General features: G+C 65.3%; 23 protein-coding genes. 15 read left to right on the forward strand and 8 right to left on the reverse strand.

The features are described from left to right. Nucleotides 1-61: 61 nt before the first annotated feature. The 5 genes from B5X78_RS17170 to ykgO form a co-directional block, all read right to left on the reverse strand. Entirely contained in the window at nt 62-1,390 is a 1,329-nt protein-coding gene (locus tag B5X78_RS17170; RefSeq protein WP_079725973.1) for an NTP/NDP exchange transporter, read from the reverse strand. Between the two features lie 12 nt (nt 1,391-1,402). Further along, on the reverse strand, nt 1,403-2,377 hold the full coding sequence (locus tag B5X78_RS17175) for an aldo/keto reductase (RefSeq protein WP_176140899.1): 975 nt from the start codon (nt 2,375-2,377) through the stop codon (nt 1,403-1,405). Between the two features lie 134 nt (nt 2,378-2,511). Then, nucleotides 2,512-3,546 carry an agmatine deiminase family protein gene (locus B5X78_RS17180; protein ID WP_079725974.1) on the reverse strand — a complete coding sequence of 345 codons (1,035 nt, stop codon included), beginning with the start codon at nt 3,544-3,546 and terminating at the stop codon, nt 2,512-2,514. A 12-nt stretch (nt 3,547-3,558) separates the two neighbouring features. After that, on the reverse strand, nt 3,559-3,888 hold the full coding sequence (locus B5X78_RS17185; protein WP_079725975.1) for a hypothetical protein: 330 nt from the start codon (nt 3,886-3,888) through the stop codon (nt 3,559-3,561). A gap of 133 nt (nt 3,889-4,021) precedes the next feature. Next, entirely contained in the window at nt 4,022-4,147 is a 126-nt protein-coding gene (gene ykgO, locus B5X78_RS17190; RefSeq protein ID WP_010342887.1) for a type B 50S ribosomal protein L36, read from the reverse strand. 185 nt (nt 4,148-4,332) lie between these two features. Between ykgO and cmk the strand changes: the two genes are divergently transcribed. From cmk to B5X78_RS17235, 9 genes are all read left to right on the forward strand, one after another. Further along, on the forward strand, nt 4,333-5,001 hold the full coding sequence (gene cmk, locus B5X78_RS17195; protein ID WP_079725976.1) for a (d)CMP kinase: 669 nt from the start codon (nt 4,333-4,335) through the stop codon (nt 4,999-5,001). Nucleotides 5,002-5,192: 191 nt separating this feature from the next. Beyond that, nucleotides 5,193-6,872 carry a 30S ribosomal protein S1 gene (rpsA, locus tag B5X78_RS17200; RefSeq protein WP_079725977.1) on the forward strand — a complete coding sequence of 560 codons (1,680 nt, stop codon included), beginning with the start codon at nt 5,193-5,195 and terminating at the stop codon, nt 6,870-6,872. A 101-nt stretch (nt 6,873-6,973) separates the two neighbouring features. Beyond that, entirely contained in the window at nt 6,974-7,279 is a 306-nt protein-coding gene (locus tag B5X78_RS17205) for an integration host factor subunit beta (protein WP_079725978.1), read from the forward strand. Nucleotides 7,280-7,364: 85 nt separating this feature from the next. Further along, nucleotides 7,365-7,658 carry a lipopolysaccharide assembly protein LapA domain-containing protein gene (locus B5X78_RS17210; protein WP_079725979.1) on the forward strand — a complete coding sequence of 98 codons (294 nt, stop codon included), beginning with the start codon at nt 7,365-7,367 and terminating at the stop codon, nt 7,656-7,658. A 3-nt stretch (nt 7,659-7,661) separates the two neighbouring features. Further along, on the forward strand, nt 7,662-8,840 hold the full coding sequence (lapB, locus tag B5X78_RS17215; protein ID WP_079725980.1) for a lipopolysaccharide assembly protein LapB: 1,179 nt from the start codon (nt 7,662-7,664) through the stop codon (nt 8,838-8,840). Next, a complete protein-coding gene (locus B5X78_RS17220; protein ID WP_229730790.1) occupies nt 8,840-9,829 on the forward strand; it encodes a glycosyltransferase family 4 protein in 990 nt (329 codons plus the stop codon). The genes lapB and B5X78_RS17220 overlap by 1 nt, the downstream gene beginning before the upstream one ends. Beyond that, nucleotides 9,826-11,742, forward strand: coding sequence for a nucleoside-diphosphate sugar epimerase/dehydratase (locus B5X78_RS17225; RefSeq protein WP_079725981.1), 1,917 nt, complete (start codon nt 9,826-9,828; stop codon nt 11,740-11,742). Before B5X78_RS17220 ends, B5X78_RS17225 begins: the two co-directional genes overlap by 4 nt. Beyond that, nucleotides 11,739-12,638 carry a UTP--glucose-1-phosphate uridylyltransferase GalU gene (gene galU, locus B5X78_RS17230; protein ID WP_079725982.1) on the forward strand — a complete coding sequence of 300 codons (900 nt, stop codon included), beginning with the start codon at nt 11,739-11,741 and terminating at the stop codon, nt 12,636-12,638. The genes B5X78_RS17225 and galU overlap by 4 nt, the downstream gene beginning before the upstream one ends. Nucleotides 12,639-12,642: 4 nt before the next feature. Further along, nucleotides 12,643-12,978: a tRNA-binding protein gene (locus B5X78_RS17235; protein WP_139381614.1), complete on the forward strand. Its 336-nt coding sequence runs from the start codon at nt 12,643-12,645 to the stop codon at nt 12,976-12,978. 75 nt (nt 12,979-13,053) lie between these two features. Here B5X78_RS17235 and B5X78_RS17240 read toward each other — a convergent pair whose 3' ends face one another. The 3 genes from B5X78_RS17240 to B5X78_RS17250 are packed head-to-tail and all read right to left on the reverse strand — an operon-like array spanning nt 13,054 to nt 17,315. Next, nucleotides 13,054-14,259: an acetyl-CoA C-acyltransferase gene (locus B5X78_RS17240; RefSeq protein ID WP_079725984.1), complete on the reverse strand. Its 1,206-nt coding sequence runs from the start codon at nt 14,257-14,259 to the stop codon at nt 13,054-13,056. A 23-nt stretch (nt 14,260-14,282) separates the two neighbouring features. Then, nucleotides 14,283-16,655 carry a 3-hydroxyacyl-CoA dehydrogenase/enoyl-CoA hydratase family protein gene (locus tag B5X78_RS17245; protein WP_079725985.1) on the reverse strand — a complete coding sequence of 791 codons (2,373 nt, stop codon included), beginning with the start codon at nt 16,653-16,655 and terminating at the stop codon, nt 14,283-14,285. 27 nt (nt 16,656-16,682) lie between these two features. Continuing rightward, on the reverse strand, nt 16,683-17,315 hold the full coding sequence (locus B5X78_RS17250) for a TetR/AcrR family transcriptional regulator (RefSeq protein ID WP_079725986.1): 633 nt from the start codon (nt 17,313-17,315) through the stop codon (nt 16,683-16,685). 216 nt (nt 17,316-17,531) lie between these two features. Here B5X78_RS17250 and ndk point away from each other — a divergent pair, with 216 nt between their 5' ends. From ndk to bamB, 6 genes are all read left to right on the forward strand, one after another. Next, complete coding sequence (gene ndk / locus B5X78_RS17255) at nt 17,532-17,957, forward strand: nucleoside-diphosphate kinase (RefSeq protein ID WP_079725987.1); 426 nt, start codon at nt 17,532-17,534, stop codon at nt 17,955-17,957. A 75-nt stretch (nt 17,958-18,032) separates the two neighbouring features. Further along, the gene (rlmN, locus tag B5X78_RS17260; RefSeq protein ID WP_229730791.1) at nt 18,033-19,190 is read left to right on the forward strand and encodes a dual-specificity RNA methyltransferase RlmN; all 1,158 of its coding nucleotides are present in this window, start codon (nt 18,033-18,035) and stop codon (nt 19,188-19,190) included. Continuing rightward, nucleotides 19,177-19,995, forward strand: coding sequence for a type IV pilus biogenesis/stability protein PilW (gene pilW / locus B5X78_RS17265; RefSeq protein ID WP_079725989.1), 819 nt, complete (start codon nt 19,177-19,179; stop codon nt 19,993-19,995). The genes rlmN and pilW overlap by 14 nt, the downstream gene beginning before the upstream one ends. Further along, nucleotides 19,992-20,825, forward strand: coding sequence for a helix-turn-helix domain-containing protein (locus B5X78_RS17270; protein ID WP_079725990.1), 834 nt, complete (start codon nt 19,992-19,994; stop codon nt 20,823-20,825). The genes pilW and B5X78_RS17270 overlap by 4 nt, the downstream gene beginning before the upstream one ends. A gap of 60 nt (nt 20,826-20,885) precedes the next feature. Continuing rightward, nucleotides 20,886-21,521 (forward strand): YfgM family protein, encoded by a 636-nt coding sequence (locus tag B5X78_RS17275; protein WP_079725991.1) that lies wholly within the window; start codon nt 20,886-20,888, stop codon nt 21,519-21,521. Nucleotides 21,522-21,538: 17 nt separating this feature from the next. Then, nucleotides 21,539-22,846 (forward strand): outer membrane protein assembly factor BamB, encoded by a 1,308-nt coding sequence (bamB, locus tag B5X78_RS17280; RefSeq protein WP_425478749.1) that lies wholly within the window; start codon nt 21,539-21,541, stop codon nt 22,844-22,846. The last annotated feature ends 122 nt before the right edge of the window (nt 22,847-22,968 follow it).

The raw sequence follows: 22,968 nt of genomic DNA on the forward strand, positions 1-22,968 counted from the left end.
TTAGCGGACGCGCATGGTAACGCGGATGGCCGCGCACCGTGCCGACGCGGAGTGAACGTGGTTAGGGCTTCGCCGGCGCGACGTGCGCGGGTGGAACCGGCTCCGGCGTCGCGAGTTCGCGCCGATGCTGCGCGCGCCCCAGCCAGCCGCCGGTGCCCGCCCAGACCAGGGCGATGCCCGCGCCGATGAACATCGCCAGGGCCGGCTGCTGGGCAATGTGATCCAGCGCCGCCTTGACCCAGCCGCTCAGGGCGTCGGCGCCGCGATAGACCACGGTGTCGTTGAAGTTCTTGGCCTTGTACTTTTCCTCATCGCCGACCACGGTGTAGAGCATTTCGCGGCCGGGTCGCACCAGCGCGTATTCACCAGCGCGGCGCACCACCATCACCACCGCGAACACCGCGAAGGTGGGCGCCAGCGCCAGCCACAGGAAGCCGGCGGCGGTGACGATGGGCACGACCACCAGCAGCACGCCCACGCCGAGTTTTCTTGCCACCTGCCCGGTGATGAAAATCTGGGTGAGGATGGCCAGGCTCTGCACGATGGTGTCGATCGTGCCGAAAACCTGGGTCTGCCGGGTCTTGTCGGGGAAATGCTCGGCCACCAGCCGCGCCTGTTCGAAGTAGAGGAAGGTGCTGACGCTGGCCAGCAACACCACGAACAGGGCAATGACCATCAGATAAGGCGACTTGAACACCGCGGTGGCGCCGGCAAACGGATTGCCGCCGAGCGGACGCGCACGCGCGGCCACATCGTTGGCGCGCAGTGGCTGGCGGTCACGCCAATGCTGCAACCACACGGTGGCGAAGATGCTGCCCACCAGGAACGCCGCGGACAGGAACACCAGCCCGGCGTGGCCGAGCGGTTCCACCAGCAGCGTGCCGAGCAGCGGACCGACCAGCCCACCCAGGCTGGCGCCGCCGGCCATCAGCGCGAACAGGCGCTTGGCCTGGTTCACCGCGAACAGATCCGCCAGCACGCTCCAGGCCAGCGAGATGCTCAGCAGGTTGAATACCGACAGCCAGATGTAGAAGGCACGCGCAATCCAGACGTCATCGGCACGCCACAGAAACAGCAGGGCGAACACGATCAGGTTGGAGGCGAAGAAGCCGAACGTCCACGGCAGGATCCGCCGGCGCGAGGCGCGTGCGGCCAGCCAGCCGAACAGCGGCATCGCCAGCAACGTGGCGATGAAGGTGCCGGTGAACAGCCATTGCAGGTTGTCCACTCCACCGGCCACGCCCATGGTTTCGCGCACCGGCCGCAGCATGAAGTAGCCGGTGAACAGCAGAAAGAACAGGCTCAGTCCGGCCACCACCGCGCCCGCTTCGTGCGGCTGGACGTTGAAAAGACGGGCGATGAAGTTGGCGCGCGGTGGTGGGTTCGACATCGTGTCGTGGGCTCAGGCGAAGTGGCTGATCAGGGATTGGCGTTGTTGGGCGTCCAGGTCCGGGCCGATGCCCGCCTGCAGGTTGTCGCTCTGGCGATCCGGTTTGCCGGTGGCCGGAATCACCACGGTCACTGCCGGCTGGCTGAGCGCGAACTTCAGGAAGGCCTGCGCCCAGCTGGTGATGCCGGCGGCGGCGGCCCAGTCGGGCAGGGGTTTGTCCTTGACCTGGGCGAACAGTTTTCCGTCTTCGAAGGCGCGGTTGATCATCACCGCGATGCCCAGATCCTGGGCCAAGGGCAGCACGCGTTTTTCCGCGCCGCGCGACACCACCGAGTAGTTGATCTGCAGCCAGTCGGGTTTCTCGGCCTGGATGATCTCGGCCAGTTCGTCCTGCGCGCTTTCCAGGTAGTGGGTGACGCCGACGTAGCGCACCTTGCCTTGTTCTTTGAGTTCGCGGGCGACGGCCAGTTGGGTCTTGAGGTCGCGCAGGTTGTGGACCTGCAGCAGTTCGACCTTGTCGGTTTTCAGGCGACGCAGGCTGTCGTTGAACTGGGCCAGGCCTTCCTCGCGGCCGCTGACGCCGGAGAGCTTGGTGGCCAGCCAGGCCTTGGGTCGAAGCTGTTGTTCGGCGAGCAGAGCGCCGACCACATCTTCGGCGGTGCCGTAGGTGGGCGCGGTGTCGATGACGGTGGCGCCACTGGCGATGAAGCGTTTGATCACTTCGCGCAAAGGATCGCGGTCCGCAGCGGACTCGCCGACTTCGAAACTGCCCGAGGTGCCCATGCCGATCACCGGCACGCGTTCCTGCGTGCGCGGTATCAGGCGGGTGTTCAAGGGGCCGGCGAGTTTGGGCGCGGGCTTGTCCGCGGTGGCCGCGCCAGCGGCCTGCTGGCTGATGCCGGCCTCGGCGCTGTCACGGCAGGCCGCGAGGCCCAGTCCGGCGACGATCGCGGCGGTGGAGGTCAGGAATCCACGTCGGGTCTGCACGGCGTTCTCCTTGCGGGGGAAGAACACCGGTTATGGAGGATCGCCACCGCGCGTGTGTAAACGAAGCGTTCAATGGCGACCCAACCAATGGCCTACGCGCATATACCGGGCAGGACGGTTGCGTGGCAACCGCCTCAGGCGGAAAGCAAGCCCTGCGGCAGTTGCATGGTGATGCAGTGCAGGCTGCCGTTCTGCCAGATCAGCGAGCGGCAGGGCACCTGCACGATCTCGCGATCCGGGTAAGCCCTGGCGAGCACGGCGGCGGCGGCGTTGTCCGAGCGATCACCATAGGCCGGCATCAGCACGGCGCCATTGAGGATCAGGTAATTGGCATACGACGCGGCAAGGCGGCGACCGTTGTCGAGAATCGGCTCGGCCCACGGCAGCGGATACAGGCGGTACGGCGCGCCATCACGCGTGCGCAGCGCGGCGATTTCCTCGCCCATCGCGGTCAGTTCGGCATGGTGCGAATCGTTGGGGTCGTCGCAGGCCTGGAAGACGATGGCGTTGCCAGGCGCGAAGCGGGCGAGGGTGTCGACGTGGGCGTCGGTGTCATCGCCTTCCAGATAGCCATGGTCCAACCACAGCACGCGGTCCTGCTTGAGCCAGCCGGCCAGGCGCTGGCTCAGTTCTTCGCGGCTGGCGTCGGGATGGCGCTCGTGCAGGCACTGCCAGGTGGTCAGCAGGGTGCCGGCGCCGTCGCTGTCGATGGCGCCACCTTCCAGTGCAAAATCAATGGTTTGCACGAAGTAGTTGTGAAACAGGTTCATGCCCGACAGCTCGCCGACCAGGCGGTCGTCGCGGCTGGCTTCGTACTTGCCGCCCCAGCCGGTGAAGCGGAAATCCAGCAGCTTGTAGCGGCCACCATCGCGCAGGGTGATGGGGCCGGTGTCGCGCAGCCAGGTGTCGTCGTACTCGGCCGGCACGAAGCGCACCTTCGCCATGTCCACCCGCGCCGAGCGCAGGCGCGCTTCGGCATAGGTCTGCAGATCGTCGTCGGCCACGCAGATCACCACCGGCTGGAAGCGGGTGATGGCGGCGACCAGCGCCACATAGGTGTCCTCGACTTCACCCAGGCGCTCGGCCCAGTCGGTCTCGGCATGCGGCCAGGCGATCAGGATCGCGGACTGGGTTTCCCACTCCGCGGGCAGGCGAAAAGCATCGGTCATTGGTTCAGGGCTTCAACGAATGGGGGGCTTGGGGCCCACTTCGTCGGCGCTGGCCTGGTTGGCCACGACGTCGATCACGCGGTCGCGTTCGAAGTAGACGGTGAAAGCAGGATAGACCCAGCGATTGATGGTGGGCCACTGGCGCTTCTGTCCGCCGCGCGGATCCAGGCGCTCCTGCGGCGCGCCGAATCGCTGTTCCACCTGGGCGCTGGTCCAGCCGCGCACGGGGGCGGCCTGCTGTGCGGTTTCCTGCACGCGTTCAATCAACAAGGTATCGCCGTCCTGCGCGCTGGCGACAGCGGATACGGCAAGCAACGAAACCGCGATGGCAACACGAAGCATGGCGTTGGTCTCCCCCGGATGAAGCGCCATTTATAGCAAAAGCGCCGCAACAAAAAACCGCCCGGAGGCGGCTTTCTGGGTGTTGCGCGAAGGCGACGGCATCCATCGGGATGCAGCCGCGTCTGCACCGGTCTTAGCGCTGACGCGCCTTGAAACGCGGGTTGGACTTGCAGATCACGAAGACCTTTCCGCGGCGGCGGACGACCTTGCAGTCGCGGTGACGGGCCTTCGCCGACTTCAGGGAGGACAGGACCTTCATGATGTGAAACCTCGGCGTAAAAGTGTTGGGGCGAAACGAAGCCCGCTATTCTACGGGTAATTCCTGAGTTGTATCAAGTGGTTGCCTTGGAGAAAGGCAAAGGGCCCCCGAGAGCGGTGTGGCCGGGCCCCGGGCAGCCCCGTGGCAGAGCGGCATAATAGCGGTCAAAACCATAGGAATGCCCCATGACCGAAGCCGCTCCCGTCCTCACCATCGATGGTCCCTCCGGGGCGGGCAAGGGCACGGTCAGCCGGCTGGCGGCCGAGCGCCTGGGCTGGCATTACCTGGATTCCGGCGCGCTGTACCGTGCCGTGGGCGTGGCGGCGAGCTGGGCGGACCTGGATGTGTCCGACCCGGCCGCCCTGGTCCGCTGCACCTTTGATACCTCGGTCCGCTTTGAGGAGGGGGCCCAGGGGCTGCGCGTGATCGTGGACGACGTGGACGCCACCGACGAACTGCGGCTGGAGACCACCGGCGCGCTGGCTTCGGCCATTGCCGCCATTCCGGAAGTCCGGGCGGCGCTGAAGGAGCGCCAGCGTGCTTTCCGGCGCGCGCCGGGCCTGGTGGCGGACGGCCGCGACATGGGCACGGTGATCTTTCCCGACGCCGCCTACAAGGTGTTCCTGACGGCCAGCGCCGGGGAGCGGGCCGAAAGGCGCTATAAGCAGTTGAAAGAAAAAGGGGTTTCCGTTACCTTAGACGGTCTGCTGCGCGAGATCCTGGCGCGCGACGCCCGTGACGCCCAACGCACGGTGGCGCCTTTGCGGCCGGCCGATGACGCCGTCCTCATCGACACCACCGGCCTGGGCATCGAAGACGTCGTGACCCGGGTTCTGGCGATCGTCACCGGTTGATTCGGCAATACCGATCCGCCGGACACGCCGCCAGCGCAACTGGCGCAGCAGAAACGGTCCGCGTGGCGATGGTCGCCAGCGCGGTTAATCCACTTCCAACACACGGCATGTTGTTCTGTGCCGAAAGGGTGGGCAGGGGAAAACGCCACGAAGGCGTGTACCTGCCCGTGTGTCCAACTGAGTAATCAACAATGACCGAATCATTTGCCGAACTGTTTGAACAGAGCCAGACCCAACTGGCCAAGCTGAAGCCGGGCGCCATCGTCACTGGCGTCGTTGTGGAAGTCCGCAACGACGTGGTGGTGATCAACGCCGGTCTGAAGTCCGAAGGCATCGTGCCTATCGAACAGTTCCGTAACGACGCCGGCGAAATCGACGTGGGCGTGGGCGACGAAGTAAAGGTGGCCCTCGACTCGATCGAGAACGGCTTTGGCGAAACCATCCTCTCGCGCGAGAAAGCCAAGCGCGCCATGGTGTGGGACGAGCTGGAGCAGGCGCTGGAAAAGAACGAAACCATCACCGGTCGCATCAGCGGCAAGGTCAAGGGTGGTTTCACCGTCGACATCAAGGACGTCCGCGCATTCCTGCCGGGTTCGCTGGTCGACGTGCGCCCCGTGCGCGACCCGGGCTACCTGGAAGGCAAGGAGCTGGAGTTCAAGCTCATCAAGCTGGATCGCAAGCGCAACAATGTCGTCGTCTCCCGCCGTGCGGTGGTTGAGAGCGAGCATTCGGAAGAGCGCGAGCAGCTGATGGACAAGCTGCAGGAAGGCGTGGTGCTGAAGGGTGTGGTCAAGAACCTCACCGACTACGGCGCGTTCGTCGACCTGGGCGGCATCGACGGCCTGCTGCACATCACCGACATGGCCTGGAAGCGCGTGCGCCATCCGTCCGAAGTCGTGGAAGTCGGCCAGGAGCTGGATGTCCGCGTGCTCAAGTACGACCGTGAGCGCAACCGCGTCTCGCTGGGCCTGAAGCAACTGGGCGAGGATCCGTGGGACAACATCGCCCGTCGCTACCCGGCCAACAGCCGCGTGTTCGGCAAGGTCTCCAACGTCACCGATTACGGCGCGTTCGTCGAAATCGAGCCGGGCGTGGAAGGCCTGGTCCACGTGTCCGAGATGGACTGGACCAACAAGAACGTCAACCCGTCCAAGGTCGTGCAGGTGGGTGACGAAGTCGAAGTGATGGTGCTGGACGTGGATGAAGAGCGTCGCCGTATCTCGCTGGGCATGAAGCAGGTTGCCGCCAATCCGTGGGAAACCTTCGCTGCCACCCACAAGAAGAACGACAAGGTGTCCGGTCAGATCAAGTCGATCACCGACTTCGGCATCTTCATCGGTCTGGACGGCGGCATCGACGGCCTGGTCCACCTGTCCGACATCAGCTGGAACACCACCGGCGAAGACATCGTGCGCAACTTCAAGAAGGGCGACACGCTGGAAGCCGTGGTGCTGGCCGTTGACCCGGAACGCGAGCGCATCAGCCTGGGCGTCAAGCAGCTGGAGCAGGATCCGTTCGGCCAGTACATGGCCTCGCATCCGAAGGGCTCGAAGGTTGAAGGCGTGGTCAAGGAAGTGGACGCCAAGGGCGCAACCATCGAATTGGCTGACGGCATCGAAGGTTATGTCTCGGCTCGTGACGTCGCCAATGAGCGCGTCGACGACGCCAGCCAGCACCTGAAGGTCGGCGACAAGGTCGAAGCCAAGTTCATCGGCATGGATCGCAAGGGCCGCACCCTGCAGCTGTCGATCAAGGCCAAGGACGACGCCGAGATGCGCGAAGTGCTGGAGGAATACCAGTCGGCTTCCGGTGGCACCACCACCCTGGGCGCGCTGCTGCGTGCACAGCTGGACGGCAACAAGTCCGAGTAAGTCTGCTTCGGTTGCACTGCTGTAATACGCAAGTCCATCCCGCCGGTCCGGGTTTTCGAACCCGGACCGGATCGGGGCACCCCGCCTGACATCCGCGCCCGATGACCAAGTCCGAACTCATCGAAATCCTGACCCGCCGCCAGCCTCACCTGAAGGCCGAAGACGTCGATCTTGCCGTCAAGTCGCTGCTGGAAATGATGGCCGGCTCTCTGGCGCACGGTGACCGTATCGAAATCCGCGGCTTTGGCAGCTTCTCGCTGCACTATCGTCCGCCGCGCATGGGCCGCAATCCCAAGACCGGTGACTCGGTCGCTTTGCCGGCCAAGCACGTGCCGCACTTCAAGCCGGGCAAGGAGCTGCGCGAGCGCGTCAGCACCGTGACCCCGCTGGAAGAAAACGTCGACTGATCCCGCAAGGGCAGGGCTGGCATGTCGCAGGGGCACGCACTCGGATAAGCTACCGGCTCGATAGCAAGGAGCTGGGAGCCGCCCGATGAACACTGTCCGCCTGATCATCGCTTTGTTGTTCCTGGCCATCGGCCTGATCGTGGGTGTACTCAACACCCAGCCCATCGTTCTCAAACTGCTGTTTACCGACATCCCGACTTCGTCCGGGGTGGCCATTATTCTTTCGCTGCTGTTCGGCGTGATCATCGGTGGCCTGATCGTCATGGCCACCATGGTGCTGCCGCTCTACGCCAAGCTGCGCAAAGCGTCGCGTCCGGCGCCCAGTGCGCCCGCCGCGCCTCCAGTGGTCCCGCCGTCGACGCCGGGCCCGGGACTCTGATCGATGGAATTCCTCAACGAGTGGTTCTGGTTCTTCCTGTTCCTGCCACTGGCGGCACTGACCGGCTGGATCATTGGTCGTCGCGGTGGCCAGCGCCATGGCGATACCCAGGTGAGCCGGCTGTCCAGCACCTACTTCCGCGGCTTGAACTACCTGCTCAACGAGCAGCCGGACAAGGCGATCGAGCTGTTCCTGCACATTGCCGAGTTGGACAAGGAAACCTTTGAAACCCAGGTGGCGCTGGGACACCTGTTCCGTCGCCGCGGCGAAGTGGATCGCGCCATCCGCCTGCATCAGGGCCTGGTGCAGCGGCCAGACCTCAATGACCAGCAGAAGGTGCAGGCGCTGCTGGCACTGGGCGAGGACTACATGCGCTCGGGCCTGCTGGATCGTGCCGAAACCGTATTTACCGATCTGGCCCGCATCGACCAGCGTGCGCCGCAGGCACTCAAGCACCTGATCGGCATCTACCAGGCCGAACGCGACTGGGAAAAGGCCATCGACAACGCGATGCGCTTCGAGGAAGTCACTGGTGAGCCGATGGGCAAACTGGTGGCGCAGTTCGAATGCGAGCTCGCCGACCGCTACCGCGCCGCCAATGACCTGACCTCGGCACGCGCGGCCATCGCCCGTGCCTACCAGGCTGACGCCGGCTGTGTGCGCGCCGGCATTCTGGAAGGGCGGCTGGAATCGGACGATGGCAACCATGAAGCCGCCATCCGCGCCTTCGAACGCGCGGCGCGCCACGACCCCGATTACCTGCCGGAGCTGTTGCCCGGGCTGCTGGCCGCGTACGACAAGGTCGGCGATGTCTCCGGCGCACGCGCCTTCCTGTCTGAAATGAGCGAGCACTATCGGGGTATCGCCCCGGTGCTGGCGCTGACCCGCCTGGTCGAAGGCCAGGATGGGGTGGCCGCGGCCCGCGCGTACCTGGCGCGCCAACTCAAGGACCGACCCTCGGTGCGTGGCGAAGCGGCCCTGATTGATCTGACCCTGGCCGAAGGCGCCGACGCCACTGCCACGCTGCAGGACCTCAAGCACATCACCGACCAGTTGCTGGTGCGCAATCCCAGTTACCGCTGCACCCGCTGCGGATTCGGCGCACGCACCCACCACTGGCAGTGCCCAAGCTGCAAGGAGTGGGGCACCATCAAGCCGCTCCTGAACTACGCGGTGGTCTAGTGGGGCAGGCACTTCCCTGGCTGGCGTTGCATTTCTGCATCGCCGCAGTCGGGACATGGCTGGCACGACGCTACGCCTTGCGTCGGCAACTTCTGGACGCACCCGGCGAGCGCCGCAGCCACAGCGTGGCGACACCGCGTGGCGGGGGCATCGCCATCGTTGCATCGCTGCTGGTAGCGGCCTGCTGGCTGGGCTGGCACGCACCGGAACAGCGGCTGATGTTCGCCAGCTTTGCCGTGGGCCTGGTGCTGGTGGCTGGGGTGGGCTGGTGGGATGACCACCGGCCGCTGTCCCCCTGGTGGCGCCTGGCCGTGCATGCGTTGGCGGCGACGTTGCTGGCGTGGACGTGCTGGCACGCCTCGGGCTGGCTCCCTGCCGTCGTGGCCTGGCTTGCTGTCATGGCCTTGGTGAACATCTGGAATTTCATGGATGGCATCGATGGCATCGCCTCCACCCAGGCGGCGCTGAGCGCCTTGGCGTTCCTGTTTGTTCTCGCCGGGCCGTGGGCCTGGCTGGCCGGCGCCCTGTTCGCGGCTTGCCTGGGCTTCCTGCCATTCAATTTTCCGCGCGCGCGGATTTTCCTGGGCGATGTGGGCAGCGGGGCCTTGGGCTACGCGCTGGCCGGGCTGTTGGCGGTGGCGTCGATGGCGGCACAGCCGGTCTGGCTGCTGATCCTGCCGATGCTGCCGTTCCTCGTAGACGCAGGCTTCACGTTGGCTTCGCGCATCCTGCGCGGGGACCGTTGGTGGACCCCGCATGTGGGGCATGTCTATCAGCAGGCCGCGCGCCGTTTTGGCCACGTCGCGGTTACGTTGGCTTACCTTGTGATAAGTTTCGTTACGCTCTCGTTAACTGTCTGCATGTCTAATGGGGGGGATGAGGCGGTCCAGCTCGCCTTGATCGGCAGCTGTTTCGCCGTAACACTTGCGCTGTGGGGATGGGCGCGCAAGGGACTGTCGCACGTAGAGTCAAGGAGTCGAGACGAATGAATTCATGGCGGGATCGGTTCGCAGCTGCATGGCCGCGGATTTTCATTGCCGCACATGACCTCCTGATGGTCTGGTTGTGCTGGCAGCTGCTGCACTACGCGCGCTATGCGCTGCTGCCGCAGGCTCCGGACTACCCGGTCTGGTCCAACGAAGTGGCGATCGTCGTCACCGGCCAGGGCCTGGTGTTCTGGTGGATGGGCCTGTATCGCGGCCTCTGGCGCTTCGCCAGCCTGCCGGACCTGTGGAATATCGTGAAGGCGTCCGCGCTGGGTTTCCTGGCGATCATGGTCGGCTTGTTCTTCTACAACCGCTTCGGCGCGCTGCCGCGCACGGTGCTGGCGTTCTATCCATTCGCCCTGGTGATGTTCCTGGGCATGCCGCGCCTGCTGTACCGCGCCTGGAAGGACGCCCAGGCCAACCGCGCCCAGGAAAACGCCTCGCGCGTGGTCATTCTTGGCGCCGGCCGGGCGGGTGAAGCGCTGGTGCGCGAGTTGCGCCGCACCGGGGTGTACTACCCGGTGGCGTTCCTGGATGACGCCCCGCGCCTGCAAGGCACGCACCTGCAAGGCATCCCGGTACTGGGCAAACTGGACCAGGCCGCCGCCATCGCCCGCGAAACCGCCGCGCGCATGCTGGTCATCGCCATGCCGTCGCTGGATGCGCCCAGCATGCAGCGGGTCGTGGCGATCTGCGAAAGCACCGGCCTGCCGTTCCGGATGGTGCCGCGCCTGACCAATGTGCTGGACGGCCACGCGATGCCCGGCGACCTCAAGGAAGTGGCCATCGAGGATTTGCTGGGTCGCAAGTCGGTCACGCCCGATTGGAAGCTGATTCGCGGCTGGTTGGGTGGCCGCAGCGTGCTGGTCACCGGCGCGGGTGGCTCCATCGGCTCCGAACTTTGCCGCCAGTGCGCGCGTCATGGCGCCCAGCGCATCACGCTGCTGGAAATCGACGAGCTGGCTCTGATCACCACCCAGGCCGAATTGAAGCGCTCGTTCCCCGACCTGGAAGTGTTGACCGTCCTGGGCAATTGCGGCGACCCGGCGGTGATTCGCCACGCCTTGCAGCGCTGCGAACCCGATGCCGTTTTCCATGCAGCCGCCTACAAGCAGGTGCCCCTGCTGGAAGAGCATCTGCGTGAGGCGGTGGGCAACAACGTATTGGCCACCGAGACCGTGGCCCGCGCCTGCCGCGAAGGCAGTGTCGACACCTTCGTGCTGATCTCCACGGACAAGGCGGTGGACCCGGTCAACGTGCTCGGCGCCACCAAGCGCCTGGCCGAGATGACCAGCCAGGCGCTGGATGATGGCCGTTCCGGCGGGACCCGATTCGTCACGGTGCGCTTCGGCAACGTGCTGGACTCGGCCGGCAGCGTGGTGCCGCTGTTCCGCGAGCAGATTCGCAAGGGCGGACCGGTGACGGTCACGGACCCGGAAGTGACCCGCTACTTCATGACCATTCCCGAGGCCAGCCAGTTGATTCTGCAGGCGGCGGCGGGCGCGGCCCATGCATCCATCTACACCCTCGACATGGGCGAGCCGGTGCCGATCCGCTTGCTGGCCGAGCAGATGATCCGCCTGGCGGGCAAGCAGGTGGGCCGCGATGTGGCCATCGTCTACACCGGCCTGCGCCCCGGCGAGAAGCTGCACGAGAATCTGTTCTACGCCGACGAGAACTACCGTCCCACCTCGCATTCCAAGATCATGCAGGCCGAGCCACGTGGGGTGGCGGCGGACTTCATCGAGCTGGCCCTGCAGCGCCTGCGCGCCGCCCATGGGCGCTTTGACGAGGAAGAAATGCAGGAAGTACTGCGGATCGCCGTGCCGGAGTTCTCGCCGCTTGAACGCGACGTTGAACCTGCCTCGGCTAACATCGTGGTCTTCCCCGCACGCGAAGCCCGCAGGACACGATGACCCGACGCATTCGAAAGGCTGTATTCCCCGTTGCCGGCCTCGGCACGCGTTTTCTCCCCGCCACCAAGACCGTGCCCAAGGAAATGCTGCCGATCATCGATCGGCCGCTGATCCAGTACGCCGTGGATGAGGCCATCGAGGCCGGTTGCGATACGTTGATCTTCGTGACCAACCGTTACAAGCATGCGGTGGCCGACTACTTCGACAAGGCCTACGAGCTGGAACAGAAGCTCGAGCGGGCCGGCAAGCACGAGCAGTTGGAACTGGTGCGCAACGTGCTGCCCGAGGGCGTGCGTGCGGTGTTCGTCACCCAAGCCGAAGCCCTGGGGCTGGGCCATGCGGTCCTGTGCGCCAAGCCGATCGTGGGCGATGAACCCTTCGCGGTCGTCCTGCCTGACGATTTGATCTGGAATCGCGGCCCCGGTGCACTCAAGCAGATGGCCGATGCCGCCGAAGCCACTGGCGCCAGCATGATTGCGGTGCAGGACGTGGCGCCGGAACAGACCGCCAGCTACGGCATCGTGGCGACCGACGCGTTTGCCGGGCGCTCGGGCCGCATCAATCGCATCGTCGAAAAACCCGCCCCGGAAGTCGCGCCCAGCAATCTGGCCGTGGTCGGTCGCTATGTGCTGGACGGCAGCATTTTCGACCTGCTCGAGAACACCACGCCCGGAGCCGGCGGCGAGATTCAGCTGACCGACGCCATCGAAACGTTGCTGGGCCAGAAGCCGGTGCATGCCTACCGCTTCCAGGGCACGCGCTTCGATTGCGGTACCCATATCGGCTTGATCGAAGCCACCATCCGCTATGCGCTGGACCATGAAAAGCTCAGCGACGCCGCCCGCGACATGATGCAGAGCGCCCTCAGCGAACTGGGCGTGACTGACCTGGAGTAGGGCGGTGAACGAGTCGATCAGCTGGGCGGACTTCGAGAAAGTCCACCTGTGTGCCGGTACCGTGCTGCGGGTGGAAGAATTTCCCGAGGCGCGCAAGCCGGCCTGGAAGCTGTGGGTCGATTTCGGGCCGCATGGGGTCCGCAAGACCAGCGCCCAGGTGCGCGCGCTGTATGAAGCGGACGACTTGATCGGCCGGCAGATCGTCGGCGTAATCAATTTCCCGCCCAAACAGGTGGGGCCGTTTGTCTCGGAATTCCTGTTGACCGGGTTTCCCACCGACGAGGGCGTGGTCATCACCACGCTCGAGCGGGCCGTGCCGAATGGAACGCGGCTGGCCTGAGCGGCTGGCGCCGTTGTCCGGGTAAAAGAAAAGGGCAGCCGAGGCTGCCCTTTTCTGTCCTGCACGCGCCCGAACTTACAGCGCTTCGAAGATGCCTGCCGCGCCCATGCCGGTGCCGATGCACATGGTCACCATGCCGTACTTCAACTGGCGGCGGCGCAGGCCGTGCACCAGGGTCGCGGTGCGTACCGCGCCGGTTGCGCCGAGCGGATGGCCCAGGGCGATGGCGCCGCCAAGCGGATTGATCTTGCCCGGGTCCAGCTCGCTGTCGCGGATGACCGCCAGGGCCTGCGCGGCAAAGGCTTCGTTGAGCTCGATCCAGTCCAGCTGATCCTTGGTCAGTCCGGCCTGCTTGAGCGCCTTGGGAATCGCGGCGATCGGGCCGATGCCCATCACTTCCGGACGCACGCCGGCCACCGAGAAGCTGACGAAGCGCGCCAACGGGGTCAGGCCGTAGTCCTTGATCGCCTGCTCCGAAGCCAACAGCACCGCGCCGGCGCCGTCGCTCATCTGCGAGGAGTTGCCAGCGGTGACGCTGCCGCCAAACTGGCCGTTGCGGAACACCGGGCGCAGTTTGCCCAGGCCTTCCAGCGAGGTATCGGCGCGCGGGCCTTCGTCGTTCTCGACCAGCAGTGAGCGCAGGCGGATGGTGTTGCCGGCCAGGTCGGGCTGGTGCGAGCGCACTTCATACGGCGAGATTTCGGACTTGAATTCACCGGCGGCGATCGCGGCCAGCGCCTTCTGGTGCGAGGCGAGGGCGAAGGCATCCTGCTGCTCGCGCGAGATCTTCCATTCCTCGGCGACCTTCTCGGCGGTGATGCCCATACCGTAGGCGATGGCGACGTGGTCGTCCTTGAACACCGACGGCGACAGCGCGACCTTGTTGCCCATCATCGGCACCATCGACATCGACTCGGTGCCGCCGGCCAGCATCAGGTCGGCATTGCCCAGGCGGATCTGATCCGCGGCCAGCGCCACGGCCTGCAGGCCGGAGGAGCAGAAGCGGTTGATGGTCTGTGCGGCGATGGTGTTGGGCAGGCCGGCCAGCAGCACGCCAATGCGCGCCACATTCATGCCTTGCTCGCCCTCGGGCATGGCGCAGCCAATGATGGCGTCGTCGATCCGGCCCAGGTCGATGCCCGGCGCCTGCGCCACCACCGACTTCAGCACATGCGCGAGCATGTCGTCAGGACGGGTATTGCGGAACACGCCCTTCGGGGCCTTGCCGACCGGGGTACGGGTGGCGGCGACGATGTAGGCTTCTTGGATTTGCTTGCTCATGGTCTTTCCTGAATAGGTGGCGATCAGTTGCGCAGCGGCTTGCCGGTCTTGAGCATGTGCGCGATGCGGGCCTGGGTCTTTTCCTGCTGCGCCAGTTCGACAAAGTGCTGGCGCTCGAGCTTGAGCAGCCATTCCTCGTCGACCAGCGCGCCGCGATCCACTTCACCGCCACACAGCACGGTGGCGATGCGGCTGGCGATCTCGTAGTCGTATTCACTGATGAAGCGGCCTTCCAGCATGTTGACCAGCATCATCTTGAAGGTGGCGATGCCGACGTCGCCCGCCACCTGGATGCGCCGCGCCGGCATCGGCGGACGGTAGCCGCTCTCGTGCAGCGCCAGCACCTGCTGCTTGGCCACGTACAACTGCTCGTAGGCATTGAACACCACCAGATCAGTGGCGCGCATCAGGCCCAGTTCCTTGGCTTCCATCGCCGAGGCCGAGACCTTGGCCATCGCCACGGTTTCAAAGGTGCGCTTGAGCTCGGCGAACACATCGCCGCCCGGGCCTGCGGCCTGCGAAGCGCGCACGGCGATTTCCTTCAGACCACCGCCGGCCGGCAGCAGACCGACGCCGGCTTCCACCAGGCCGATGTAGCTTTCCAGCGAGGCCACGGTGCGCGCGCTGTGCATCTGGAACTCGCAACCGCCGCCCAGGGCCAGGCCGCGCACGGCGGCGACCACGGGCACCAGCGAGTACTTGATGCGCTGACTGGTGGCCTGGAAGTTGGCGACCATCGCCTCGAACTCGGCGACCTTGCCCGCCTGCAACGCGCCCAGCGCGCCGGCCAGGTCTGCGCCGGCGGAGAAGGGCTCCTTCGGCTGCCAGATCACCAGGCCCTTGAACTTCTGCTCGGCGATCGTCACCGCCTGCTGCAGGCCATCGAGCACGGCATCGGACACTGTGTTCATCTTGGTCTTGAAGCTGACCACACCCACGCCGTCGCCATCGGTCCACAGCCGCACGCCGTCGTTCTCGAACACCGTTTCGCCCTGCGGGAACACTTCGCCCAGCAGCGGATCAGGGAAACGCTGGCGCTGATACACCGGCAGGTTGGAACGCGGCAGTTTGACGTTGCGGGCCGGGCTGTAGCTGCCTTCGGCGGCATGCACGCCTTCGCGGCCGTCAAACACCCAGTTGGGCAGCGGCGCGCTGCTCATGCTCTTGCCGGCGACGATGTCATCGGCAATCCACTGCGCCACCTGCTTCCAGCCGGCGGCCTGCCAGGTTTCGAACGGGCCGAGCGACCAGCCGTAACCCCAGCGGATCGCCAAGTCCACGTCGCGCGCGGTCTCGGCGATGTCGGCCAGGTGGTAGGCGCTGTAATGGAAAAGATCGCGGAACACCGCCCACAGGAACTGCGCCTGCGGGTGCTGGCTTTCGCGCAGTTTCTGGAACTTCTCGGCCGGGTTCTTCAGCTTGAGGATTTCCACCACTTCCGGCGCGGCCACGCGATCGGCGGGGCGGTAGTCCTGTTGCTGCAGGTCGAGTACCACGATGTCCTTGCCGACCTTGCGGAAAATGCCGGCGCCGGTCTTCTGGCCGAGCGCGCCCTTCTGGATCAGCGCGTCCAGCCACTTCGGCGACTTGAAGTAGGAATGCCACGGATCCTCGGGCAGGGTGTCGCCCATGGTCTTGATGACGTGCGCCATCGTGTCCAGGCCGACCACGTCGGAGGTGCGATAAGTCGCGGACTTGGGCCGGCCAATCAGCGGGCCGGTCAGGGCGTCGACTTCATCAAAGCCGAGGCCCGAAGCGGCGGTGTGGTGCGCGGTGGCCAGGATCGAGAACACGCCGATGCGGTTGCCGATGAAGTTGGGCGTGTCCTTGGCATACACCACGCCCTTGCCCAGGGTGGTGGTCAGGAAGGTTTCCAGGCCCTCCAGCACGGCGGCATCGGTGGTGCGGGCCGGGATCAATTCGGCCAGGTGCATGTAACGGGGCGGGTTGAAGAAGTGCACGCCGCAGAAGCGGTGGCGCAGCTGTTCCGGCAGCACTTCGGCCAGGCTGTTGATGCCCAGGCCCGAGGTGTTGCTGGCCAGCACGGCATGATCGGCCACGAACGGGGCAATCTTCTTGTACAGGTCCTGCTTCCAGTCCATCCGCTCGGCGATCGCTTCGATGATCAGGTCGCAGCCTTTCAGGTGCTCCAGACCGGTCTCGTAGTTGGCCGGCGTGATCAGCTCGGCCAGCGCTTTGCTGGCGAGCGGGGCAGGGCTGAGCTTGGCCAGGTTGGCGATGGCCTTCTGCACAACGCCATCGGGATGGCCTTCCTTCGCGGGCAGATCGAACAGGACGGTATCGACACCGGCATTGGTCAGGTGGGCGGCGATCTGGGCGCCCATCACACCGGCGCCCAGCACGGCCGCCTTGCGAACAAGCAATGGATTGGACATGGGTAGTTCCTTGGATTGCAGGGTTGTTTACTTGTTGCGGTCGGCACGCAGGCCGGCCGCGGCGAAGCGGATGAGTTCGCGGGCGGCGCGTTCGCGGTGCGCGGCCTCGCTGATGCCGTGCGGGCGCTTGATGAGGCCGAAGTCCGCCATGGCGTAGGTCAGGGCGCCGGAGAAGAAGTCCAGCCGCCAGTAAAGTTCCTCCTTGCTCAGTCCGGGCACGCAGTCGGCAATGGCCTTGCCGAACTCGCGCAGCACATGACCGTAGTGATCAGACAGGAACTGGCGCAAGCCATCGTTCTTTTCGGCGTAGGCGCGGGCAATGACCCGCACGAACGCGCCGCCTCCGTGGCGGTCCTGGGCCAGGGCCAGGGCGGGCTCGACAAAGGCCGCCAGGATCGGCTCCAACTCGCCGGAATGCTGCTCCAGCGCCGCCTTGAGCAGGGCCAGGCGCTGGCTGGTCATGTCGTCCATGCGCCGGCGGAAGACCTCATTGACCAGGTTTTCCTTGGATCCGAAGTGGTAGTTGACCGCGGCAATGTTGACGTCGGCCCGGCCGGTGACCTGGCGCAGCGATGTGCCGGCAAAACCGTGCTGGGCAAACAGCTCCTCGGCGGCGCCGAGGATGCGTTCCTTGGTGGAAAAGTGGGTGGCGTTGCCCATGGGCGGTGACTCCGTTAATCAAACGCTCGTTTGATTGTCCATTCGGGGCGGTACGGTGTCATGCTGTGGTGCAACATAAATCCTGTACCGGCGGATGCCAAATTGCCGGCGATACGTTAGAATCTCGCTACGCAATTCAATCTAAGCCCGTGTTTCGACGCGGGTTTTTTCATGTTAACCTTGGGCCGTCAGTGGCCCGCCAACGGAGAATTCCCCATGGCGCTGGAGCGCACCCTGTCCATCATCAAGCCCGATGCCGTTGCCAAGAACGTCGTCGGCGAAATCTATTCCCGCTTCGAAAAGGCCGGCCTGAAGATTGCCGCCTCCAAGATGAAGCATCTGTCGCGTCGTGAAGCCGAAGGTTTCTACGCCGTGCACCGCGAGCGTCCGTTCTTCAATGCACTGGTTGAGTTCATGATCTCCGGTCCGGTGGTCGTGCAGGTGCTGGAAGGCGAGAACGCCGTGCTGAAGCACCGCGACATCCTCGGCGCCACCAATCCGAAGGACGCTGCGCCGGGCACCATCCGCGCCGACTTCGCCGATTCGATCGACGCCAATGCCGCACACGGTTCGGACTCGGTCGAAAACGCGAACATCGAGATCGCGTATTTCTTCCCCGCCACCGACGTGTACGCGCGCTAAGCCATAGCGATGAGCCAGCACGAGCTGCCGCCGATTGAACTCAAGCTCGCCACGGATGCAGCCGTGGCGGTTGGCATGCCCGTGTCTGCGAAACAGAACCTGATGGATCTGGATCGCGAGGGCCTGGAGCGCTTCTTCATGGAGCGCCTGGGCGAACAGAAGTTCCGTGCGCATCAGGTGATGAAGTGGATTCATCACCGCTACGTCACCGACTTCGATCAGATGACCGATCTCGGCAAGGCCCTGCGCGCGAAGTTGCAGGAACATGCCGAGGTCGTCGTCCCGCAGGTCGTGTTCGACAAGCCGTCCAACGACGGCACGCACAAGTGGCTGCTGGGGATGGGCGTGGACGGCAAGAACGCCGTCGAAACCGTATATATCCCGGACAAGAACCGCGGCACGCTGTGCGTGTCTTCGCAGGTGGGTTGTGGTTTGAACTGCACGTTCTGCTCCACCGCCACGCAAGGCTTCAACCGCAACCTGACCACCGCCGAAATCATCGGCCAGGTGTGGGTGACCGCCCGCCACCTGGGCAACGTGCCCGCGCAGAACCGTCGCCTCACCAACGTGGTGATGATGGGGATGGGCGAGCCGCTGATGAATTTCGACAACGTCGTGCGCGCCATGAACATCATGCGCGACGATCTGGGCTACGGCCTGGCCAGCAAGCGCGTGACGCTGTCCACCTCGGGTCTGGTGCCGATGATCGATCGGCTGTCCACCGAAACGGACGTCTCGCTGGCGGTCTCCCTGCATGCGCCCACCGATGCGCTGCGCGAGCAGCTGGTGCCGCTCAACAAGAAGTATCCCGTCGCCGAACTGATGGCGTCGTGCGTGCGTTACCTGCGCGCCAACAAGAAGCGCGACTCGGTAACCTTCGAGTACACGCTGATGAAGGGCATCAACGATCAGCCCGAGCATGCGCGGCAGCTGGCGCAGCTGATGCGCAAATTCAGCAATGCCGCGCAGCTCAAGGATGCCGGCAAGGTCAACCTGATCCCGTTCAACCCGTTCCCCGGCACCCGCTACGAGCGGTCACCGGACGAAGTCATCCGCTCCTTCCAGAAGATCCTGCTCGACGCCCACGTGTTGACCATGGTCCGACGCACCCGTGGCGATGACATCGACGCGGCCTGCGGCCAGCTCAAGGGCCAGGTGATGGATCGCACCCGCCGCCAAGCCGAGTTCCGCCGTCATCTGCAGGAACAGGGCATCGACGATGCAGCGGCTTAAGCTCAGCCTGCTCCTGATTCCCTTTGTGCTGGCCACGGCCAGCTGCAGTCGCCTGACCATAGTCAAACCCAAGATGGAACGTGAGGACGGCGAGCAGATCGCCGAGAGCTATCACGTCCAGGACAGCCCGGCGACCAAGAAGCGCATGGAAACCGAAAACGCCCTGCAGCGCAGCACCCAGCGCCTGCGTGCCGGCGACCTGGATGCCGCCGAACGCAACGCCCGCGCCGCGCTCAAGGCCACCCCGGATTCGGCCGACGCCTTCACCTTGCTGGCCATCGTGGCCGAGCGCCGCGGCCAGGCCAAGCAGGCGGGCGAGTCCTACAAGCGCGCGGTGGATCTCAAGCCCGACGTGGGCGCCTACCAGAACAATTACGGCACCTGGCTGTGCAGCAATGGCTATCCGGCCGAAGCGCTGATCTGGTTCGACCGCGCCTTGAACGATCGCAGCTACAGCACGCCCGGTTCGGCCCTGGCCAACGCCGGCGGTTGTGCCCTGAAGGCCGGCCAGCAGGAACGCGCCGAGCGCGATCTGCGCCAGGCCCTGACCCTGGAACCAAAGAACGCCTACGCGCTGGCGTCCATGGCTGAAAACGAATACCGGTCGGGCCGCTACTTCGAGGCACGCGCCTTCATCGAACGCCGTATCGCGGCTGCGCCTGCAAGCCCCGACGTGCTAAAACTTGCATCACAAATCGAAGAAAGACTCGGCGACAAGGCCGCTGCCGGTCGATATGTTCAGCAACTTCGGGCGGAGTTCCCGGACACGTCAAGCGCTCAACCTGGGGGAAAGGCAGAACAATGACGGGTTTCAACTCGATTGATACGCAGCGCCTGCAAGGTTGCGGGGCCTTCCTGCGCCAGGCACGCGAACAGGCCGGCCTGAGCCTGCAGGACGTGGGGAACAGGCTGAAAGTGCCACTCAAGGTGCTGCAGGCGCTGGAAGCCGAAGACTGGGCGCAGCTCGGCGCGCCGGTTTTCATCCGCGGCCAGTTGCGCAGCTACGCCAAGCTGCTGAAGGTGGACGTGGACGGCTACCTGGCCCAGGCGCAACTGGAAACGGTGCGGCCTTCGGAGCTGGTGAGCCGCAGCTACACGCCCACGTCGCATCGCGTCTTTGAAAGCGCCAAGCGCAAGGCAATCTATGTGGTGGTGACCGCGATCATCGCCACGCCGATCTGGATGGCCACGCGTCCCCATCTCGGCGGAGGCCAGCAGACCACGGCCTCGCTGGATGTCATGCCGCAGGGTTCCGCTCCGGCCAGCAGCAATGCATCGAATGGCGCCACCGGAGCCGAAGTGGATCGGCCCTCGGCCGCACCCGCCGCCCCGTACGTGGCCTCGCTGACGCCGCCCATTTCGCGCAGCACCCCCGCGTTGAGCCTGAATTTCACCGGCGACAGCTGGGTGCAGATCATCGGGGCCGACGGCCGCAGCCTGGAACAGGCACTGCTCAAGGCCGGTGATCAGCGCAGCTATGAGGCCGGGCAAGTGGGTCGCGTGGTGCTGGGCAATGCATCGGCGGTAGAGGTTCAGCGTGGCGGCAGTACCGTGGACCTGACGCCCTATCAGCGAGCGAACGTGGCTCGCTTTACGGTATCCTCTGACGGTTCCCTACTGCCGGTCGCCGACTGACCCGCACGCGGGTTTGTCCACTTCAGAACAAAGACCCCGTCCGACGGGGCAAGAGTACGCATGGCGATTGATGATCTGCTCGACGAGCACGAACAAAGCGAACGCGTCCGCAGTTGGCTCCGGAACAATGGCGCTGGCCTGATTGGCGGCGTCGCCCTGGGACTGGCGGTGATTTTTGGCTGGCAGTGGTGGCAGAAGGATCGCCAGCAGTCCAGCGAACAGGCCAACCAGGCCTACGAAAAGGCCGTTGCCAGCATCGCCGGCACGGACCTGAAGAAAGCCGAGGCCAGTGTTGCCTCGCTCAATGGCAAGCAGGGCGTGTATGCCGATCTGGCGGCGCTGCGCCTGGCCAAGGCGCAGGTCGACGGCGGTCAACGCGATGCGGCCATCGCCACGCTGCGGGCCATCAAGCCCGAGCCCGCGCTGCAGCCGGTGGTCCAGCAACGCTTGGCGCGTCTGCTGATCGACGCCGGCAAGCACGACGAAGCGCTCAGGTTGATTGGCGATGCCAAGGATTCGGCCAGCCTGGTCATCCGCGGTGATGCTTACGCCGCGGCTGGCAAGCAGGCCGAGGCACGCGAAGCGTATACGAGCGCGCTCACCGGTCTGGACGTGGCTTCGCCGCTGCGCCGCCTGGTGGAACTGAAACTGGCTGACGTGGGCGGAACTCCGCCGAAGAGCGGAGACTCGGTCTGATGAATCGGAATGTTGCGATGAAGCGGCTGCTGGCCGTGCTGGCGCTGGTGTTCGTCCTGTCTGGCTGCACCACCATCAAGGGCTGGTTTGGCAGCAAGACCGATGACAAGAAGGCCACCGAGCCGGCCGAGCTGACCGACATCACCCCCTCGGTGAAAGTCACCAAGCTGTGGAGCGCCAACGCCGGCAAGGGTGAAGGGCGCCTGGGCCTGCAGCAGGGTCCGGCGGTCGCCGATGGTCGCGTCTATGCCGCGGCCGTGGAAGGCGGCGTGCGTGCCTTTGATCTACAGACCGGAAAGCAGGTGTGGGAATACGAGCCCGAGAAGCGCCGCGGCGATGCGCCTGGCAGCAGCAGCGGGCAGGTGGCCGACGAACCGGCTGCCGGCGAAGAGGAAACCAAGGCCGCCAAGCGCGCGCGCAAGGAAGCCGCCAAGCTGGCCAAGAAAGCGGCCAAGCGGAAGATTGAGTGGCGCTTCTCCGGCGGTCCGGGTGCGGGCGATGGCTTGGTGGCCATTGGCACGCTCGACGGCCAGGTGATTGCGCTGGATGCCAGCAGTGGCACCGAGAAATGGCGCGCCAAGGTCAGCAGCGAAGTCATCACCGCGCCGGTGATTGGCCAGGGCCTGGTGCTGGTTCGCACCAACGATGGTCGGGTGACAGCGCTGGATGCCGGCAATGGCGAACGTCGCTGGTTCTATGCCAGCGAACTGCCCAGCCTGACCGTGCGCGGCAACGCGCCGGTGACGATCGGTCCGGGCGTGGCGTTTGTCGGCAACGACGATGGCACCTTGAGTGCCTTGTCGCTGGCCGATGGCCGCGAAGTCTGGGGTCAGGCGATCGGTGCGCCGGAAGGCCGCACCGAACTGGATCGCATGGCCGACGTGGATGGCGCGCCAGTACTCGACGGCACCACGGTCTACGCCACCAGTTTCAAGAAGCAGACCATGGCGCTGGAAGGTCCGAGTGGCCGACCGCTGTGGCGCAAGGACAATGGCGGCGCCGGTGGCCTGGGTGTCACCAGCAGCCTGGTGGTGGTATCGGATCCGGCAGGTACGGTCTGGGGTCTGGATCGCTTCAGCGGCTCGGCGACCTGGTCCAATCCCGCGCTGGCACGTCGTTCGCTGACCGGTCCCAGCATCCAGGGCGACTACGCCGTGGTGGGTGACCTGGACGGCTACGTGCACTGGATGAAGCTCGACACCGGTGAATTTGCGGCGCGCGAGCGTGCTGGTGGCGATCCGATTCGCGCCAAGCCGGTCGTGGTCGACGGCATCCTGCTGGTGCAGAACGTCGACGGCCAGATCACCGCTTTCGGCCTGCAGTAACACGCAAACTCAGCCCCCGGCGTCCCCAGCGGACGCCGGGGGTTTTTCGTTTCCGGAGTTCTCGCAGGCTCGCCTGAACGCCCTTTTGATGGCTACCCGGGCGGCTTCCCGATACCATGGCG

This window comes from Pseudoxanthomonas indica (assembly GCF_900167565.1).
GTDB classification, from domain to species: Bacteria; Pseudomonadota; Gammaproteobacteria; order Xanthomonadales; family Xanthomonadaceae; genus Pseudoxanthomonas_A; species Pseudoxanthomonas_A indica.

Excerpts from the sequence above, each read along its gene's own strand:
- B5X78_RS17180 (WP_079725974.1), bottom strand. The coding sequence starts at position 3,546 with ATGACCGATGCTTTTCGCCTGCCCGCGGAGTGGGAAACCCAGTCCGCG.
- B5X78_RS17225 (WP_079725981.1), top strand. The coding sequence starts at position 9,826 with ATGAATTCATGGCGGGATCGGTTCGCAGCTGCATGGCCGCGGATTTTC.
- lapB (WP_079725980.1), top strand. The coding sequence starts at position 7,662 with ATGGAATTCCTCAACGAGTGGTTCTGGTTCTTCCTGTTCCTGCCACTG.
- cmk (WP_079725976.1), top strand. The coding sequence starts at position 4,333 with ATGACCGAAGCCGCTCCCGTCCTCACCATCGATGGTCCCTCCGGGGCG.
- ykgO (WP_010342887.1), bottom strand. The coding sequence starts at position 4,147 with ATGAAGGTCCTGTCCTCCCTGAAGTCGGCGAAGGCCCGTCACCGCGAC.
- rlmN (WP_229730791.1), top strand. The coding sequence starts at position 18,033 with ATGCCCGTGTCTGCGAAACAGAACCTGATGGATCTGGATCGCGAGGGC.
- rpsA (WP_079725977.1), top strand. The coding sequence starts at position 5,193 with ATGACCGAATCATTTGCCGAACTGTTTGAACAGAGCCAGACCCAACTG.
- B5X78_RS17270 (WP_079725990.1), top strand. The coding sequence starts at position 19,992 with ATGACGGGTTTCAACTCGATTGATACGCAGCGCCTGCAAGGTTGCGGG.
- pilW (WP_079725989.1), top strand. The coding sequence starts at position 19,177 with ATGCAGCGGCTTAAGCTCAGCCTGCTCCTGATTCCCTTTGTGCTGGCC.
- bamB (WP_425478749.1), top strand. The coding sequence starts at position 21,539 with ATGAAGCGGCTGCTGGCCGTGCTGGCGCTGGTGTTCGTCCTGTCTGGC.
- ndk (WP_079725987.1), top strand. The coding sequence starts at position 17,532 with ATGGCGCTGGAGCGCACCCTGTCCATCATCAAGCCCGATGCCGTTGCC.
- B5X78_RS17170 (WP_079725973.1), bottom strand. The coding sequence starts at position 1,390 with ATGTCGAACCCACCACCGCGCGCCAACTTCATCGCCCGTCTTTTCAAC.
- galU (WP_079725982.1), top strand. The coding sequence starts at position 11,739 with ATGACCCGACGCATTCGAAAGGCTGTATTCCCCGTTGCCGGCCTCGGC.
- B5X78_RS17275 (WP_079725991.1), top strand. The coding sequence starts at position 20,886 with ATGGCGATTGATGATCTGCTCGACGAGCACGAACAAAGCGAACGCGTC.
- B5X78_RS17185 (WP_079725975.1), bottom strand. The coding sequence starts at position 3,888 with ATGCTTCGTGTTGCCATCGCGGTTTCGTTGCTTGCCGTATCCGCTGTC.
- B5X78_RS17240 (WP_079725984.1), bottom strand. The coding sequence starts at position 14,259 with ATGAGCAAGCAAATCCAAGAAGCCTACATCGTCGCCGCCACCCGTACC.
- B5X78_RS17205 (WP_079725978.1), top strand. The coding sequence starts at position 6,974 with ATGACCAAGTCCGAACTCATCGAAATCCTGACCCGCCGCCAGCCTCAC.
- B5X78_RS17250 (WP_079725986.1), bottom strand. The coding sequence starts at position 17,315 with ATGGGCAACGCCACCCACTTTTCCACCAAGGAACGCATCCTCGGCGCC.
- B5X78_RS17210 (WP_079725979.1), top strand. The coding sequence starts at position 7,365 with ATGAACACTGTCCGCCTGATCATCGCTTTGTTGTTCCTGGCCATCGGC.
- B5X78_RS17245 (WP_079725985.1), bottom strand. The coding sequence starts at position 16,655 with ATGTCCAATCCATTGCTTGTTCGCAAGGCGGCCGTGCTGGGCGCCGGT.